Genomic DNA, 13,637 nt, shown 5'->3' on the forward strand with positions numbered 1-13,637 from the left:
ACCAATCATTGGTCAAACTCGTTTATTTTATTAGTGATTGGTTCATGGATTAATGGATATAAATCGTAATCACTGTGAACAATCCAAACAAAACACCAGGAACGTTTGAAATGATAATCGGCCAATCTTTAAAGGTCTTAGTCCATCCATAACCAGTCCAGAGCGAAGCATTAATCATTGCCACCAGTGGTTGTAATACACCAACTGGGTGCCCAGAAAAGTTACTAATAATTTGCGGGATATATGAAACATACATCGCAATACAAGTAAAGGTAGCAGCCTTACTAAGCAACTTTAGCCGTTTAACGCGCTTCTCAGGTACAGCGTTTTCACCTGTTGGATATTCTGAAGTATCAATTCTCATAAAATTTTTCTTAATTCCTTTCCTTATTCCCTCATATAATAATTGTAACTTATTTTTGCGAGCATAGCGAGTGAAAATGAAACATTTTTGTATTTTAAGTAATATAAAAATAAGTAGCTCAACGATTGCAATCATTAAGTAACTCTTGCTAATGATATAATGTGACCTATATTAAAAGCTGAGGTAAAAGTATGGATAAAAATGAAGTTTTTCAGTATTTGCAGCAAAAAAAAATTTGGCACGAAATTACAGAACACCAAGCATTATTTAGTATGGATAGTATTGTTGATGTTGACTTACCCTACCCAGATGCCGATGCCAAAAACCTTTTTGTCCGTGACGATAAAAAACGAAATTATTTTCTGATTACTGTTAAAGGTGATAAAAGAGTTGATTTAAAGGCTTTTCGCAAGGAAAATCAGACCCGACCGCTATCATTTGCCTCAGAAGAAGACTTGCTAAGGTTATTGGACTTAATTCCTGGTTCTGTCTCTCCTTTCGGTCTCTTAAATAATGATGGCCGCCAAGTCAACTTCTTTCTTGATGAGGAATTTCTAAAAGAACCTGGACTAATTGGGATTCACCCAAATGAAAACACAGCAACGGTTTGGCTAAAAACCCTTGATCTCCTCGAGATAATTCAAGAACATGGTAATGAAGTGACGACCGTTCCTATCCCCGAACGAGACTGATCAAAAGGCATTTAGAAAGCTACAACGTTATTTTTAAGTGTTGTCGCTTTTTTGGACCATTTAATTCTGTTTAAAAAATGCTTTGCTGATATTGCTCCTGGGAAACTGGTCCAGTTAGCACTTGCTGGAAGTGTTGACTCATCTCACTGCCAACAATGGCTGTCATAGCAAGTAAGGATAGAAAAAAGACCCGTTGCTTCAGCAACGGGTCTTTTTTGTATTTATATTTTACGACAAGAATCGCAGTTTAATTTTTTGCACTTCCCTCGCAATGAACCTTAGTCCTATATAAATCGAGACAAAGATAACAAAGTTCAAAAGAAGATTATCCTTTATAGCGGGATAAGTATTTTCAACCATGTCAATACCAATAAAACTGCCTAAAATAATGAAAATGCTGCTAATTGAAAAGCCTCTATTTTGGTGTTCGGGTCGCGACGTTACTGGCATACAAATTACCTTTCGAATTAGTTATTTGTCATTAAACCTGAAAGAGCCTTGGGCTGATTTTCTTCAGGATTTCTAAGACAATCGTCGGTATAACAGTTAAGAGAACGATCAGCAACCAATGACTAGCCGATAAGCCGACCAAACCGAAGAGTCCTTGAACACCCGGAATTATCGAAACTGCAACCGTAATTAGTGTTGCTAAGAGAGCCATATTCACCAATGATGGATTGGCACCATAACGAATTGAAAAAAGAGACTTTTCAGAACGGATATTGAAAACGTGCATAATCGACGTTAATGACAAGACGACGAAGGCCATTGTCTGGCCCACCTCTTCTGAAGTGGCAAGGCCGCCCATGGCCATATTTTGACCAAACCAGATGGCGCCTAAGGTCACCAAGGCAAAAAGCGAGGCATTGAGGGCAATTTGTCGTCCAAGTCCCTGACTAAACAATGACGAATTTTTGGGCATTGGCGCCTTGTCCATCACATCCGTTAACATTGGTTCACGACTCAGAGCAAAGCCTGGCAAACCATCAGCTACAAGGTTGATAAAGAGCAGATGAATTGGGAGCAACGGTGAACCCCAGCCTAAGATCATGGCAATTAAGATGGCAATTAATTCCGAGATGTTAGCAGACAAGAGGAAGTTAATTGTCTTACGAACCTTAACATAAACCCCCCGTCCTTCTTCGATGGCGCTAATAATTGTCGCAAAATTGTCATCCGTCAAAACAATGTCTGAAGCACCACGGGCAACATCAGTTCCGGTTTGCCCCATCGCAATACCAACATTCGCTGCCTTCAGGGCCGGCGCATCATTAACACCATCACCCGTCATGGCAATCGTCGCATCTTGTCGTTGCCATGACTTAATAATTCTGATTTTATCCGTTGGCGTTACACGGGCATAAACACTATAATCCTGAACATTCTTATCCAATTCAGCATCGGATAATTGCCCCAATTCGGCACCAGTTAATGTTTTGTCGCCTGGTTGTAAAATTCCGATTTCACGAGCGATTGCGCTAGCCGTTTCAACGTGGTCACCAGTAATCATCACCGTCTTAACCCCGGCTTGTCTTGCCTGGGCAACAGCGGCGGCCGATTCTGGACGTGGCGGATCAATAATACCAATCAAACCGACCAGTTCTAGGTTGCTTTCATAAAATTCTTGAGTTGGTTCTGCCGGCATTTGATCAAAGACGTGCTTGGTAATGGTCAAAACACGTAGTGCCTGACGACCGAACTTGTGATTGACCTTTTCTGCTTCGGCAACATCACCATTTGAAAGCATTGGTGCCAAGACATCAAAGGCTCCCTTAGTAATGGCAAGATAGCCACCATCCGGCCGCTGATGAACGGTTGTCATTCGCTTTTTCGTCGAATTAAATGGTACCTGGTCCACGACGGGATATTCAGTCAACAAGTCGTCTCGACTCTTAATTGGATCAATAGCCCGCACCAAAGCAACTTCTGTTGGCAAACCATCAAAACGTGTTGCCCCATCTTCATCTTCCGATACTGCCACGTTGGTTGACATTGCTGCCAAAGACAAAACTTCCTTAGCCTCAGTTGTAATACCATCAGCTATGGCGGACAACTGATTTTGATTGGCTTGCCAGACCTGACGAACCGTCATCTTATTTTGTGTTAACGTTCCAGTCTTATCCGAAGCAATGACATTCGTTGTTCCCAGTGTTTCAACCGCTGGTAACCGTCGGATAATCGCGTGCTTCTTGGCAATTCGTTGAACGCCGAGAGCTAGAGTCATTGTCACAATCACTGGTAACGTTTCTGGCACGATGGCCACTGCTAAGGAGATGGCCGTTAAGAAGATGTGCTTCAAATCCATTCCTTGAGCAATTCCTAGCGTTAAAACAACGGCAGCGGAAATAATGGCCAAATAAGAAATATTACGACCTAATTGGGCCAAACGACGTTGCAATGGTGTCAAAGGCGTACTGTTTTCATTGTTCAATAGGCTAGCAATCTTACCCATTTCAGTTGCCATTCCCACAGCAGTGACGATGGCCAGGCCGTGACCATTGACAACGGTAGTACCACGGTAAACCATCGTTACTCGTTCACCGAGGTCAACGTTACCGTCCCCTTTAAAAGTAGCATCCGTATCTTTTTCCACGGGCAAGCTTTCGCCAGTCAGTGCGGACTCTTCCGTTTGTAATTCAACAGCTTCAATTAAACGCGCATCAGCTGCAATTGACCGCCCATTTTCTAAGAGCAAAAGATCGCCGACAACAACGTCATCCGAGTCAATTAATTCTGGTTGACCGTTGCGCAAAACCTTAACCTGACTCTTATTCAAATCTTTCAAAGCGGCTAAGGAACTTTCAGCCTTGTCTTCTTGAAAAATCGACAATGCTGAGTTGATGACCACAATGCCAATCACCAGCAGACTTTCGAAGTAATTATTACTTCCTTCCAAATAAGTGGCGACAAAGGAAATCCCAGCCGCAATCAACAAAATAATTGTGGCGACATCCTTTAAACTAAGTAAGATTTTCTTAGCTAAAGATGTTTTCTTTTCAGCCACGAAAACATTTTTTCCATGTTCTCGCCGGCTTTTTTCAACCTGCTTTTCAGAAAGTCCTTGGTCCAATTTCGTTCCAAAGGCCTTGAGTGTTGCTTGAACTCCTTTTTGGAATGCTTGCATGAGTATTCCTTTCGATGGTTCATGAGAAGGTATCACACCAGAGGTGGTCTCCTGGCCACGGCACGTCTTCTCTTGCGTGATCGTGTTGGCAGTTGCATACTACTCAAAGTTCGGCGCCAACAATCAAGTGGTGTAAGTCCCCGAATTTTGAAATCGTGTCTCTTCATAGATAAAAAGCGAACATTTTCGGCTAATCGTTGGCGATTAACATGTAGGTTTTTAGCTAATTGGAATACTGGCACAATTAACTGTCAAAATTAATATTCAGATATGTATGAAAGTACGACGCCATTAGAGTGAACAAAAGTATTCTTAAACTAATAAGTATGACTAATAATATTGTATCATACATATAACGATTTTTGTCGGTTTTAGAAGATAAAGTAATTTTTCTAATAATAAAAGTTGTTAAATCAGTAATTATATACTTTAATTAGAATAATGTTGATTAAAAAAACGCCTATACCAATTTTGTCAGGCGCTTATCTCGCTAAATTTCCGTCTTACGTCGTAGGATTGACCATCAGCGATTCACTCGCACAAATTTCTTCTGCGTTTTAATTTCTTCAAAACCCAGGCGACGATAAAAGGCATGGGCCTCATGACGATTGGCACCAGAATTAAGCCGGATGGTCCAAATATTTCGACTTTTGCCCGCCTCCTCTAACCACACGACTAAAGCCGTGCCTATCCCCTGTCCCTGCGCTAACCGGTTTACTGCTAGTGCTAAGATATTCAACGCAGGATCAGCATAAATTTCCTGATAAACCTCGGCATGCAGGTAACCCAAAACCTGGTGGTGCGAATCCTCGGCAACTGCCAGCAGATGGTGACGTTGATCTTCAAGTAACTGCACCAACTGATTTTTCGCCTTCTCAATTTGATAATCATAATCCAGTTCGTTTGTGTTCAACCTATGAATGGCGGCCAAATCGAACAACGTTGCCTCCCGAATAAAGAATTTTTCAGTCATTTTTTATTAACGCCCTTCCTTCAGGTACTTAGCTTCGACAATCGAGTGTGCCTGCTGCCACCAATCTTGGTGATTTTGGTACCAAGCAATTGTTTCTTCTAAACCAGCATCAAAATCAGTCACCACCGGGTGCCAGTCAAGAGCTGCCATCGTGTGACTGGCGTCCAAGGCATAACGCTGATCATGACCAGGGCGATCAGCAACATGCACAATATTCGACGGATCTTGGCCGAGCTGGCGCATTATTTTTTGCAAAACCGTTAAATTACTCAGTTGACAATTCGCCGAAAAAAGATAGGTTTGGCCACTTTCCCCCTTTTCCAGCACAGCTAACAATCCCCGAACGTGGTCGGTTACGTGTAACCAATCGCGCACCTGCTTTCCCGAACCAAATACCTGAGGGTTTGCACCACTGATAATGGTGGCAATCGTCCGCGGAATTAGCTTTTCAACATATTGATAAGGTCCATAGTTATTCGACGAGTTTGAAATCGTGGCCTGAATACCAAAAGAGCGGACCCAAGCCCGAACCAGATGATCAGAACTGGCCTTGGTTGCCGAATATGGTGACGAAGGTTGATAGCGCGATTCTTCTTGAAACCTCGCTGTTGAATCAATTGATAAGTCACCAAAAACCTCATCCGTCGAAACATGGTGGTAAAAAACATGGTATTTGCGAACTGCTTCCAGCAACGTATAAGTACCAATAATATTCGTATCCAAAAATGGCCTGGGATCGGCTAAAGAATTATCATTATGACTTTCCGCCGCAAAGTTAATCACTGCGTCGACACTCTGAACTAGCTGGCAAACCAAGGAAGCGTCACAAACATCTCCGACCACCACGTTTAATCGCTTGGTTGACAAATCAGCCAAATTTTCTAGATTTCCGGAGTAAGTTAACTTATCTAAAACGGTGATTTCAACTCCCTGATAATGTTCCAGCAGATAACGAACGAAGTTCGTGCCAATAAAACCAGCCCCTCCCGTTACAAGTATTTTCTGATAGCGCATGCCCTCTCTCCTTTGACTAATTTTAAAAAATATTATAGCAAAAGGGATCAACCAGCAAATACTGAATTGGTCCCTTTTTTTCAAGATTCTTACATTTTTAATAGAAGCGCTGCCCGAATCCTTTCAGATTCAGCTCGTGCTGTTCGAACGTAGATAATATCTCCCGGACGTAAAATTAGGTCCCCAGCAGGCAGTAAGCTTTGGTTGCTCCGCTTCACCATTGTAATTAAGCTGTGACTGAGCTGGTCAACATTGCGAATTTCGTGATCCTCTAAAACTGTTCCGGCCAAAACGGGCACTTCCATGGTGATCAGTTGCTGGCTGCCATTGCCTTCCTGATTTTGCAAAAGACGGTTCAACAAGGATTCATAGATTGGCGCACCATTGCACAAATCAACCACTAGGTAAGCCACTAAACTGACAAAGGCCAATGGCAAAACGTGGGTCACAGAACCGACCATTTCAATAATCAGGATAATGGCCGTAAAGGGTGCTTTCCCGATGGCTGCAAAATAAGCTGCCATACCAATCACCACGAAATCAATGAGGTAAGACGCAGAGACCCAACCAAAAATGACAAAGACCTGGCCAATAATAGCACCATTTATGGCACCAAGTGTCAAAATTGGCAAAAAGATTCCTCCGGGAAGGCCCGAGCCGTAACTGATCATCGAAAAGATAAAGCGAACCAGTACCATGGCCAATAAAATTTTGATGCCTGGAACATGGTTGCCAAGCGCCAAGACCAAATTATTTCCCCCGCCCAGGCCGTTCGACCAAAAAATCCCCAAAGGAATGACTAATATCAGCGGAATCATTCCGTTCAGATATTTTGGTAGGTGTGTCCATTGGTAGATTTTCTGGCTGGCCAAAAGCGTTTTTTGGTATAAAAAGCCAAGCAAACCAAGCATGAGTCCCAAAATCAATAGCAGGCCATAGAGCCGTACCGGAATAATTGGCAATTGTCCAACCGCCAAAACTGGTGTCTGGCCGAACACAATCGTGGAAATTGCATCGGCCATTACGGCACCAGCTAGCGCACCCAGCCAGATTACTGGTGAGAAACTATGGTAAATTTCTTCCAAAACAAACATCACGCCGGCTAACGGTGCATTAAAGGCAGCAGCCAAACCAGATGCTGCACCAGCCGCAATCAGTGACTTTTTTTGACTATGGTCAGCCTTGATGGTTTCGGCAACACCTTGTCCGACGGCAGCCCCAAGTTGAATCGATGGTCCTTCACGTCCCAACATCAAGCCCGAACCAATGGCTAAAATACCCGCAACAAATTTTCGCCATAGAATCGAGAAATAATTTAAATGCAATTGATCCATTAACTGCCCTTCAACCTGAGGAATCCCAGAACCGGCGATGTTGGGCTCTTTTTTAACTAGCACTGCGACAATCAGCCCAATTGCTAAATTAATAAAAATAGCGACGACAAGGACTGACCAGTGGTCGTTTCGAATATATGTATACATATCACGCCACCATGAAAGTGAATGTTCAATGCTCATTCGAAAGATGGATACTACGATTCCGGTCAAAAAACCAACCAGAGTCCCATTAATAATGACCATCAATCGATTTGTATTAAAATGAAAGGTGTTTTTTTGCATATTTTTAGTTTACACCTTTTTATTCTAAAACAGTAATAAAAAATAGTTCAAAAGTAATTAAACTTTTGAACTATTTAACAAAAAATTATTTGAATATCAGCTTTTAATGACGTGTTTGACCATCACCAAAAACTTCATACTTAATCGTCGTTAATGCTTTCAAGCCCATTGGCCCACGAGCGTGTAACTTTTGCGTTGAAATACCGATTTCGGCACCAAAACCGAATTCAAAACCATCCGTAAAGCGACTCGAAACGTTTTGATAGACCACCGCAGCATCAACTTGGTTCATAAAATCAGCAACATGCTGCGGATTTTGCCCGAGAATTGTTTCAGAATGGTGAGTCGTATGCGCGTTAATCCAATCGATGGCGTCATCGATAACGGGCACAATCTTAATTGCCATAATTAAGTCATTGTATTCTGTATCCCAATCAGCCGCTGTTGCTAATGAAAGACGATCATCAATTGCCACAGCCCGATCATCGCCACGTAGTTCAACCCCGGCTTCAATTAAAGATGAAGTCACCTTCGGTAAAAATTCAGCGGCAATTTTTTCATGAATTAGTAGTTTTTCGGCTGAATTGCAGACAGCGGGCTTTTGCGTCTTGGCATTGACAATCACCTTGATTGCCTGATCCTGGTCGGCATCTTCATCCACAAAGATGTGCGTATTACCTGCCCCAGTTTCAATCACTGGTACAGTAGCATTCGTCACCACAAAGTCAATAAAGCTGCCAGAACCACGCGGAATTAAAACATCTACATATTGACGAAGATGGAGCAAGTCGTTAACAGAATCATGGGTTGTATCAGTGATTAATTGAATGATATTGGGGTTTAACTGGTGGTCTGTCAGCACGGAACGTAGCACCTGGGCCAAGGCAATATTCGAATGGATTGCTTCTTTACCGCCACGTAAGATCACAGCGTTTCCTGATTTAAACGTTAAAGCAGCTGCATCAACCGTCACATTCGGGCGGGCTTCGTAGACCATTGCCACAACTCCAAGTGGAACGGGCTTCTTGATAATCTGGAACCCGGATGGATGTTTCCAGTTTTCGTTAGGGCCGGCCAAGGGATCCGCCAGGTTTGCCACGGCAGCCAAAGAAGTAGCAATGTCCTCAATCGTTGCATCATCAAGTGTTAGGCGATTACGCATTGGGCCAGAAAGCGTTGCTGCATGATCTAGATCCGCTTGGTTCGCTGCCATGATAGCTAATTTTTGCTCTCGCAGGGCTTCAGCCATCGACAATAGAATTTGGTTTCGATCTTCTATTGATAATTGTGCAACAACTTGTGCTGCTGCTTGCGCCTGTTGACCAATTTTTTCAACTGTTATCATCGTCTATTCCTCAAAAAGTGTCCCAATTTCGTCTCCTGCAATCACAGCAAGGATGTTAGCCGGGTCATTGCCGTTCACCAAGGCCATTTTTTGGCCATTTTTGATCGTTAAATCAGCTGCTGCTAACTTAGTACTCATACCACCAGTGCCCAAACCGGAAGTTGAGCCCGTTGCACTAAGCCAAAGTGTTTCCGTAATCGCCTCAACTCGATGAATGGGTTTAGCATTCGAATCAATATTCGGATTAGCTGTATAAAGTGCATCGACATCACTCAAAATGATTAAACCATCCGCCTGAATTTGTTTTGCAACTAATGCAGCCAAACGGTCGTTATCACCAAATGAGTGTTGGTGATCCAACTCATCAACGGCAATGACATCGTTTTCGTTAATGATTGGAATGACCCCCTGGTCAAAAAGAGTTTCAATAGCATTGGTGGTATTTTCCAGCATCGCTGGATTGTCAAAGACGTCATAAGTCAAAAGAACCTGTCCAACTTGTTGCTGATAGAAGGCAAAGCTTTGGTGGTATAAAGACATTAAATAACCCTGCCCAATGGCCGCGAGTGCTTGTTGCTGTGGGATTTCCTTTGGCCGCTGGTGCAAATTCATCTGGTTTAAAGCGACGCCAATGGCACCAGAGGTCACCAATAGCACCTGGTGACCATCTTTTTGTAGGGTCGAGAGTGTTTGGGCTAAACGATTCACAACCGGATATTTGATTTGCCCATCCAGGTCCACAATGGTACTTGTTCCAACTTTTACAACGATTTTCTGCCAGTCTGCCATGCACTTTTTCCTTCATTAAGTTTATTCTATTATAGCAAGAAATAATGATGATAACGCAATAAAAAGAAGCTAAGATCAGTAAGCATTTTAGTTTAAAATGAAGAAAAAATTTTAAAACACCACCTGAATATTAGGCTTAACTTACCCAAGTAATTGAATCTAAAATAAAAAACAGCAAAATAATTTGCTGTTTTAACCAATACCGAGTTACGAATGGAAAGTCAGCCCCGCGGTGCACCACATGAAGGGCAGAACTTGGCTTGACCATCAATTTTAGCGCCACATTGGCTACAGAAAGTGGTTCCTTGTTTCTGGGCGTCTTCTTGAGCTTCGGTCGAATGGTTATTCTGATCGCGAATGGCATCAATCATTGCTTGCGAGTTCATGTTAGCGTTAGCCATCACTCGATTGTTATCATGAGCATCTTGACCATAGATCAAAGCCTCTTGGATTTTTTGATTGATGTCGATAACCTTTTGCTTATCGAACAGCGTGACACCAACAAAATAGTTAGAACCATTTCCATTGATCACCAATTCCGTCACGATTCCATTTAAGAAGAAGATAACACCAAACACTGCTAAAACAATTCCCAAAACAGCATTGCTACCAAGGCTTTCAACACCAAAAAAGGCAATCAACGCTCCAACAATAAAGTTGAAGAGCTTGTAACTAGTGTGTTGGCTTGATCCCTGGACATTGTCCAAACGGAAAACCTGCTTGTCTTCTCCAGCTGGGATAATATGTGCAATCGTGTTCTGGCGTTGAACCTTAATTACCCGGTTGTCAACTTCAACATAACCCTTTACCCAAAAAAACAGGATCGAAGCCATGTAATCAATCTTTGTTACACCATCTTGTGTAATACCTTCTTTACGTGCCCGATCTTCATCAGTCATTGCCATCTCAAATATTCCTCCAATATAAATACTTACTTTCTCAATATTTTTATTGTACAAATAATAATGTCGGAATACAAGATTTTTATTAGAATAAGTATAATTCTTAATAAAAAGATTAATTCTATCTCGACGGCAAATTTTAATTAACTAACAACACGGGCAGGGATCCCCACAACGGTTTGACCAGCAAGAATATCTTGCAAAACGACGGCATTGGCTCCGATTTTACTATCCTGGCCAATATGAATGTTGCCAATTACCTTTGCACCAGCACCGATTAAGACTCGGTCGCCAATAGTCGGATGACGTCGTACACCATCCTTAACAGCACAACGAGCCCCTAGTGTAACACCCTGATAAATTGTTACATCATCTCCAATTACAGTTTCCTCACCAATCACAACATTGACCCCATGGTCAATGACCAAATTTTTGCCAATTGTTGCGCCGGGATGGATATCAATCCCGGTTTTTCTTTTACTATGTGTTGCCAGCAGCTGAGCCAAGAATGGATGGCCATGCGTCCAGAGATAGTGGCTTTTGCGATAAACCCTGACAGCCTTATAACCAGTATGGAAAAGTAAAACCTGATAACGGTATTGTAAAGCAGGATCACGTCGAATAAAATCATCAGCAGTGTCAAACATGAATTCTCCTTATTGATAAATCCCTAGCGTATTCGGTCGCCAGGTCAGCAACTTATCGCGTTTCCCGAATATTTACTGATGAATATACTCCCCTTTGCCTAACAAGACATATAATCTTTGTCAGGAAAGCTACCAAATTTAAATTGGTACAGTTACAACAAGCGGTATGATAAAACCTGTAATCAATAGCAGGGAAACAGTTTTTGGAGGAATTTACATGGATAGTGGAAGTATTGCTTGGGTCCTGACATCAGCGGTTTTGGTTTGGATCATGACCCCGGGTTTGGGATTGTTTTACGCAGGATTGGGTGATAAGAAAAACTTGTTGCATACGGTTGGCATCTCAGTATTACTGATTGGTCTAGCAACGGTAGTCTGGGCGTTGTTAGGCTATAGCTTGTCATTCGGTGGTTCTGGCTCGCTGATTGGAAACCTACATTTTTGGGGATTAAACCACGTTTCCCTGTCAGGGTCTACTCGGGGTTTGACCATTCCGGATGGTGCCTTTGCCATCTTCCAAGGAATGTTTCCAATTATCACCGTCACGATCATCACCGGCTCAGTGGTCGGGCGGATGCGTTTGAAGTCAATGTTAGTTTTCCTAACATTATGGCTGCTTTTCATTTACGCTCCCCTTGCCCACATGGTTTGGGATAACGGGTTCTTAGCTAAGTTGGGGGCGATCGATTTTGCGGGAGGAACAGTTGTTCACATTTCTTCTGGTGTTACAGGTTTGGTATTAGCCTTGATTCTCGGCCCACGTAACGATCAAAAACCACATCAAACAAACCCAATTTTCGTCTTAGTTGGTGGTTTCTTACTCTGGGTTGGTTGGTTCGGCTTCAACTCTGGTTCAGCTTTGGCTGCCAACAACCAAGCCATTGTGGCGTTGATTAATTCATGGGTGGCTTCCTCAGCAGCTGTTCTTTCGTGGGGGTTGATTGCCTACCAGATTCAAAAGAGGGTAACACTCGATGGATTGGTCACTGGCGCCTTAGCTGGCTTGGTCGCCATCACGCCAGCAGCTGGTTACGTAAAACCATGGGCAGCGATTGTCATGGGCTTGATTGCCGGGGTTCTTGGCTTTATCAGCATCACAACAATTAAGAACTTCTTCGGTTACGATGATACATTGGATGCCTTTGGTATTCATGGAATTGGCGGTACCGTTGGCGCTCTTCTGACCGGTGTTTTCGCTGATAAAAACTTGCCTGGTAGTGCCGCTGGTTTAATTTCTGGCCACTGGGACTTACTTGGTCATCAGGTCATTGCCGTTTTGGTAACACTTGCTTTGGTCGTTATTGGAACACTCGTTTTGGCCGGTGTTACCCGCGTTATCGCTGGGCCATTACGAATGGACGACACCGATGAAAGTACTGGATACGACAAATTAATCCACTTACTTGTAATTAAAGACTAAGTCGATTAAATCATGTAGCGTAAAAGGACTGTCATTTATGACAGTCCTTTTATTTTTGGTCTGAAATTAATTTGTTTTTTTAGCTAAATAGTCCAACAGTCGAAACATCACTTCCTGATTCTCTTCAGGAACACCATGAGCTAAAATAGCTGCGCCAGTTTGGTGCAAAGCGTTTTTAGCATCGTTAGCATACTCGCCGTCGTTAGCAACCATTTCACGGATGTTATCCGCCTCCGGTTCAAAGTGGAACTGCAATCCTAAAATGTTCCCAAGGATAAAGCCCTGATTTTTAACCAAAGCAGTGCTGAACAACAACTCGGCCTGGTCAGGAATGGTAAACATCTGTTCATGCCAATGTAGCGCTTCCACCCTCTCTGGTAAGCCCGGAATGCAATCACTAACCCGCTGAACCGATGCCCAGCCAACTTCCTTATAAGGAGCATCAAGAACTTTACCCCCAAGGACCTTAGCAATTTGCTGAGCACCAAAACATGCTCCAAAAATTGGCTTATGCTGGGCCATTAATTGTGCAATTAGCGCTCGCTCTTCAGCAATCCACGGCAAATGATCGTTGGGACTCATGGGCCCACCCAAAATAACTAAAAAATCCACATCCTCTGCCCTTGGCAAAACGTCCCGAAAATGAGCTGGATGGTGAACGGTCAGCTGATGACCGTGTTTTTCTGACCAACGGGCAATGCTCCCTGGTCCTTCGTTCGGTGTATGTTGCAAAACATGAATGCGCATC

12 protein-coding genes are annotated in these 13,637 nt (G+C 42.9%); 2 read left to right on the top strand and 10 right to left on the bottom strand.

Going from position 1 to position 13,637, the window contains the following annotated elements:
• Nucleotides 1–49 precede the first annotated feature (49 nt).
• The gene (locus ACSYSH_RS01495; RefSeq protein WP_489815678.1) at nt 50–364 is read right to left on the bottom strand and encodes a SemiSWEET family transporter; all 315 of its coding nucleotides are present in this window, start codon (nt 362–364) and stop codon (nt 50–52) included.
• 191 nt (nt 365–555) lie between these two features.
• On the opposite strand from ACSYSH_RS01495, the gene ACSYSH_RS01500 reads away from it, so the two are divergent.
• Nucleotides 556–1,056 (top strand): prolyl-tRNA synthetase associated domain-containing protein, encoded by a 501-nt coding sequence (locus tag ACSYSH_RS01500; RefSeq protein WP_491702544.1) that lies wholly within the window; start codon nt 556–558, stop codon nt 1,054–1,056.
• A 481-nt stretch (nt 1,057–1,537) separates the two neighbouring features.
• On the opposite strand, the gene ACSYSH_RS01505 is transcribed toward ACSYSH_RS01500, so the two are convergent.
• The 8 genes from ACSYSH_RS01505 to epsC all read right to left on the bottom strand — a co-directional run bounded on the left by ACSYSH_RS01505 (nt 1,538) and on the right by epsC (nt 11,469).
• Entirely contained in the window at nt 1,538–4,180 is a 2,643-nt protein-coding gene (locus ACSYSH_RS01505) for a cation-translocating P-type ATPase (RefSeq protein ID WP_491702543.1), read from the bottom strand.
• A 523-nt stretch (nt 4,181–4,703) separates the two neighbouring features.
• Nucleotides 4,704–5,153 carry a GNAT family N-acetyltransferase gene (locus ACSYSH_RS01510; protein ID WP_491702542.1) on the bottom strand — a complete coding sequence of 150 codons (450 nt, stop codon included), beginning with the start codon at nt 5,151–5,153 and terminating at the stop codon, nt 4,704–4,706.
• A gap of 6 nt (nt 5,154–5,159) precedes the next feature.
• Nucleotides 5,160–6,167 carry a dTDP-glucose 4,6-dehydratase gene (rfbB, locus tag ACSYSH_RS01515; protein WP_252773947.1) on the bottom strand — a complete coding sequence of 336 codons (1,008 nt, stop codon included), beginning with the start codon at nt 6,165–6,167 and terminating at the stop codon, nt 5,160–5,162.
• A gap of 89 nt (nt 6,168–6,256) precedes the next feature.
• The gene (locus ACSYSH_RS01520) at nt 6,257–7,786 is read right to left on the bottom strand and encodes a ClC family H(+)/Cl(-) exchange transporter (protein ID WP_491702541.1); all 1,530 of its coding nucleotides are present in this window, start codon (nt 7,784–7,786) and stop codon (nt 6,257–6,259) included.
• 103 nt (nt 7,787–7,889) lie between these two features.
• Nucleotides 7,890–9,131 (bottom strand): glutamate-5-semialdehyde dehydrogenase, encoded by a 1,242-nt coding sequence (locus tag ACSYSH_RS01525; protein WP_252773945.1) that lies wholly within the window; start codon nt 9,129–9,131, stop codon nt 7,890–7,892.
• A 3-nt stretch (nt 9,132–9,134) separates the two neighbouring features.
• Nucleotides 9,135–9,920: a glutamate 5-kinase gene (gene proB, locus ACSYSH_RS01530; protein WP_489815685.1), complete on the bottom strand. Its 786-nt coding sequence runs from the start codon at nt 9,918–9,920 to the stop codon at nt 9,135–9,137.
• 221 nt (nt 9,921–10,141) lie between these two features.
• Nucleotides 10,142–10,825: a zinc ribbon domain-containing protein gene (locus ACSYSH_RS01535; protein ID WP_491702540.1), complete on the bottom strand. Its 684-nt coding sequence runs from the start codon at nt 10,823–10,825 to the stop codon at nt 10,142–10,144.
• A gap of 140 nt (nt 10,826–10,965) precedes the next feature.
• A complete protein-coding gene (epsC, locus tag ACSYSH_RS01540) occupies nt 10,966–11,469 on the bottom strand; it encodes a serine O-acetyltransferase EpsC (protein WP_252773942.1) in 504 nt (167 codons plus the stop codon).
• Between the two features lie 217 nt (nt 11,470–11,686).
• Between epsC and ACSYSH_RS01545 the strand changes: the two genes are divergently transcribed.
• Nucleotides 11,687–12,889, top strand: coding sequence for an ammonium transporter (locus ACSYSH_RS01545; RefSeq protein WP_491702539.1), 1,203 nt, complete (start codon nt 11,687–11,689; stop codon nt 12,887–12,889).
• A 66-nt stretch (nt 12,890–12,955) separates the two neighbouring features.
• Here ACSYSH_RS01545 and ACSYSH_RS01550 read toward each other — a convergent pair whose 3' ends face one another.
• Nucleotides 12,956–13,636, bottom strand: a complete 681-nt coding sequence (locus tag ACSYSH_RS01550) for a type 1 glutamine amidotransferase (RefSeq protein WP_491702538.1) — start codon at nt 13,634–13,636, stop codon at nt 12,956–12,958.
• Between the last annotated feature and the right edge of the window lies 1 nt (nt 13,637).

It is taken from the genome of Fructobacillus sp. ESL1117 (assembly GCF_058508565.1).

What these genes read in the sequence shown, in the direction of transcription:
- ACSYSH_RS01545 (WP_491702539.1), top strand. Translation starts at nt 11,687, where the DNA reads ATGGATAGTGGAAGTATTGCTTGGGTCCTGACATCAGCGGTTTTGGTT.
- ACSYSH_RS01520 (WP_491702541.1), bottom strand. Translation starts at nt 7,786, where the DNA reads ATGCAAAAAAACACCTTTCATTTTAATACAAATCGATTGATGGTCATT.
- ACSYSH_RS01550 (WP_491702538.1), bottom strand. Translation starts at nt 13,636, where the DNA reads ATGCGCATTCATGTTTTGCAACATACACCGAACGAAGGACCAGGGAGC.
- ACSYSH_RS01495 (WP_489815678.1), bottom strand. Translation starts at nt 364, where the DNA reads ATGAGAATTGATACTTCAGAATATCCAACAGGTGAAAACGCTGTACCT.
- ACSYSH_RS01500 (WP_491702544.1), top strand. Translation starts at nt 556, where the DNA reads ATGGATAAAAATGAAGTTTTTCAGTATTTGCAGCAAAAAAAAATTTGG.
- ACSYSH_RS01510 (WP_491702542.1), bottom strand. Translation starts at nt 5,153, where the DNA reads ATGACTGAAAAATTCTTTATTCGGGAGGCAACGTTGTTCGATTTGGCC.
- ACSYSH_RS01505 (WP_491702543.1), bottom strand. Translation starts at nt 4,180, where the DNA reads ATGCAAGCATTCCAAAAAGGAGTTCAAGCAACACTCAAGGCCTTTGGA.
- proB (WP_489815685.1), bottom strand. Translation starts at nt 9,920, where the DNA reads ATGGCAGACTGGCAGAAAATCGTTGTAAAAGTTGGAACAAGTACCATT.
- epsC (WP_252773942.1), bottom strand. Translation starts at nt 11,469, where the DNA reads ATGTTTGACACTGCTGATGATTTTATTCGACGTGATCCTGCTTTACAA.
- rfbB (WP_252773947.1), bottom strand. Translation starts at nt 6,167, where the DNA reads ATGCGCTATCAGAAAATACTTGTAACGGGAGGGGCTGGTTTTATTGGC.
- ACSYSH_RS01535 (WP_491702540.1), bottom strand. Translation starts at nt 10,825, where the DNA reads ATGGCAATGACTGATGAAGATCGGGCACGTAAAGAAGGTATTACACAA.
- ACSYSH_RS01525 (WP_252773945.1), bottom strand. Translation starts at nt 9,131, where the DNA reads ATGATAACAGTTGAAAAAATTGGTCAACAGGCGCAAGCAGCAGCACAA.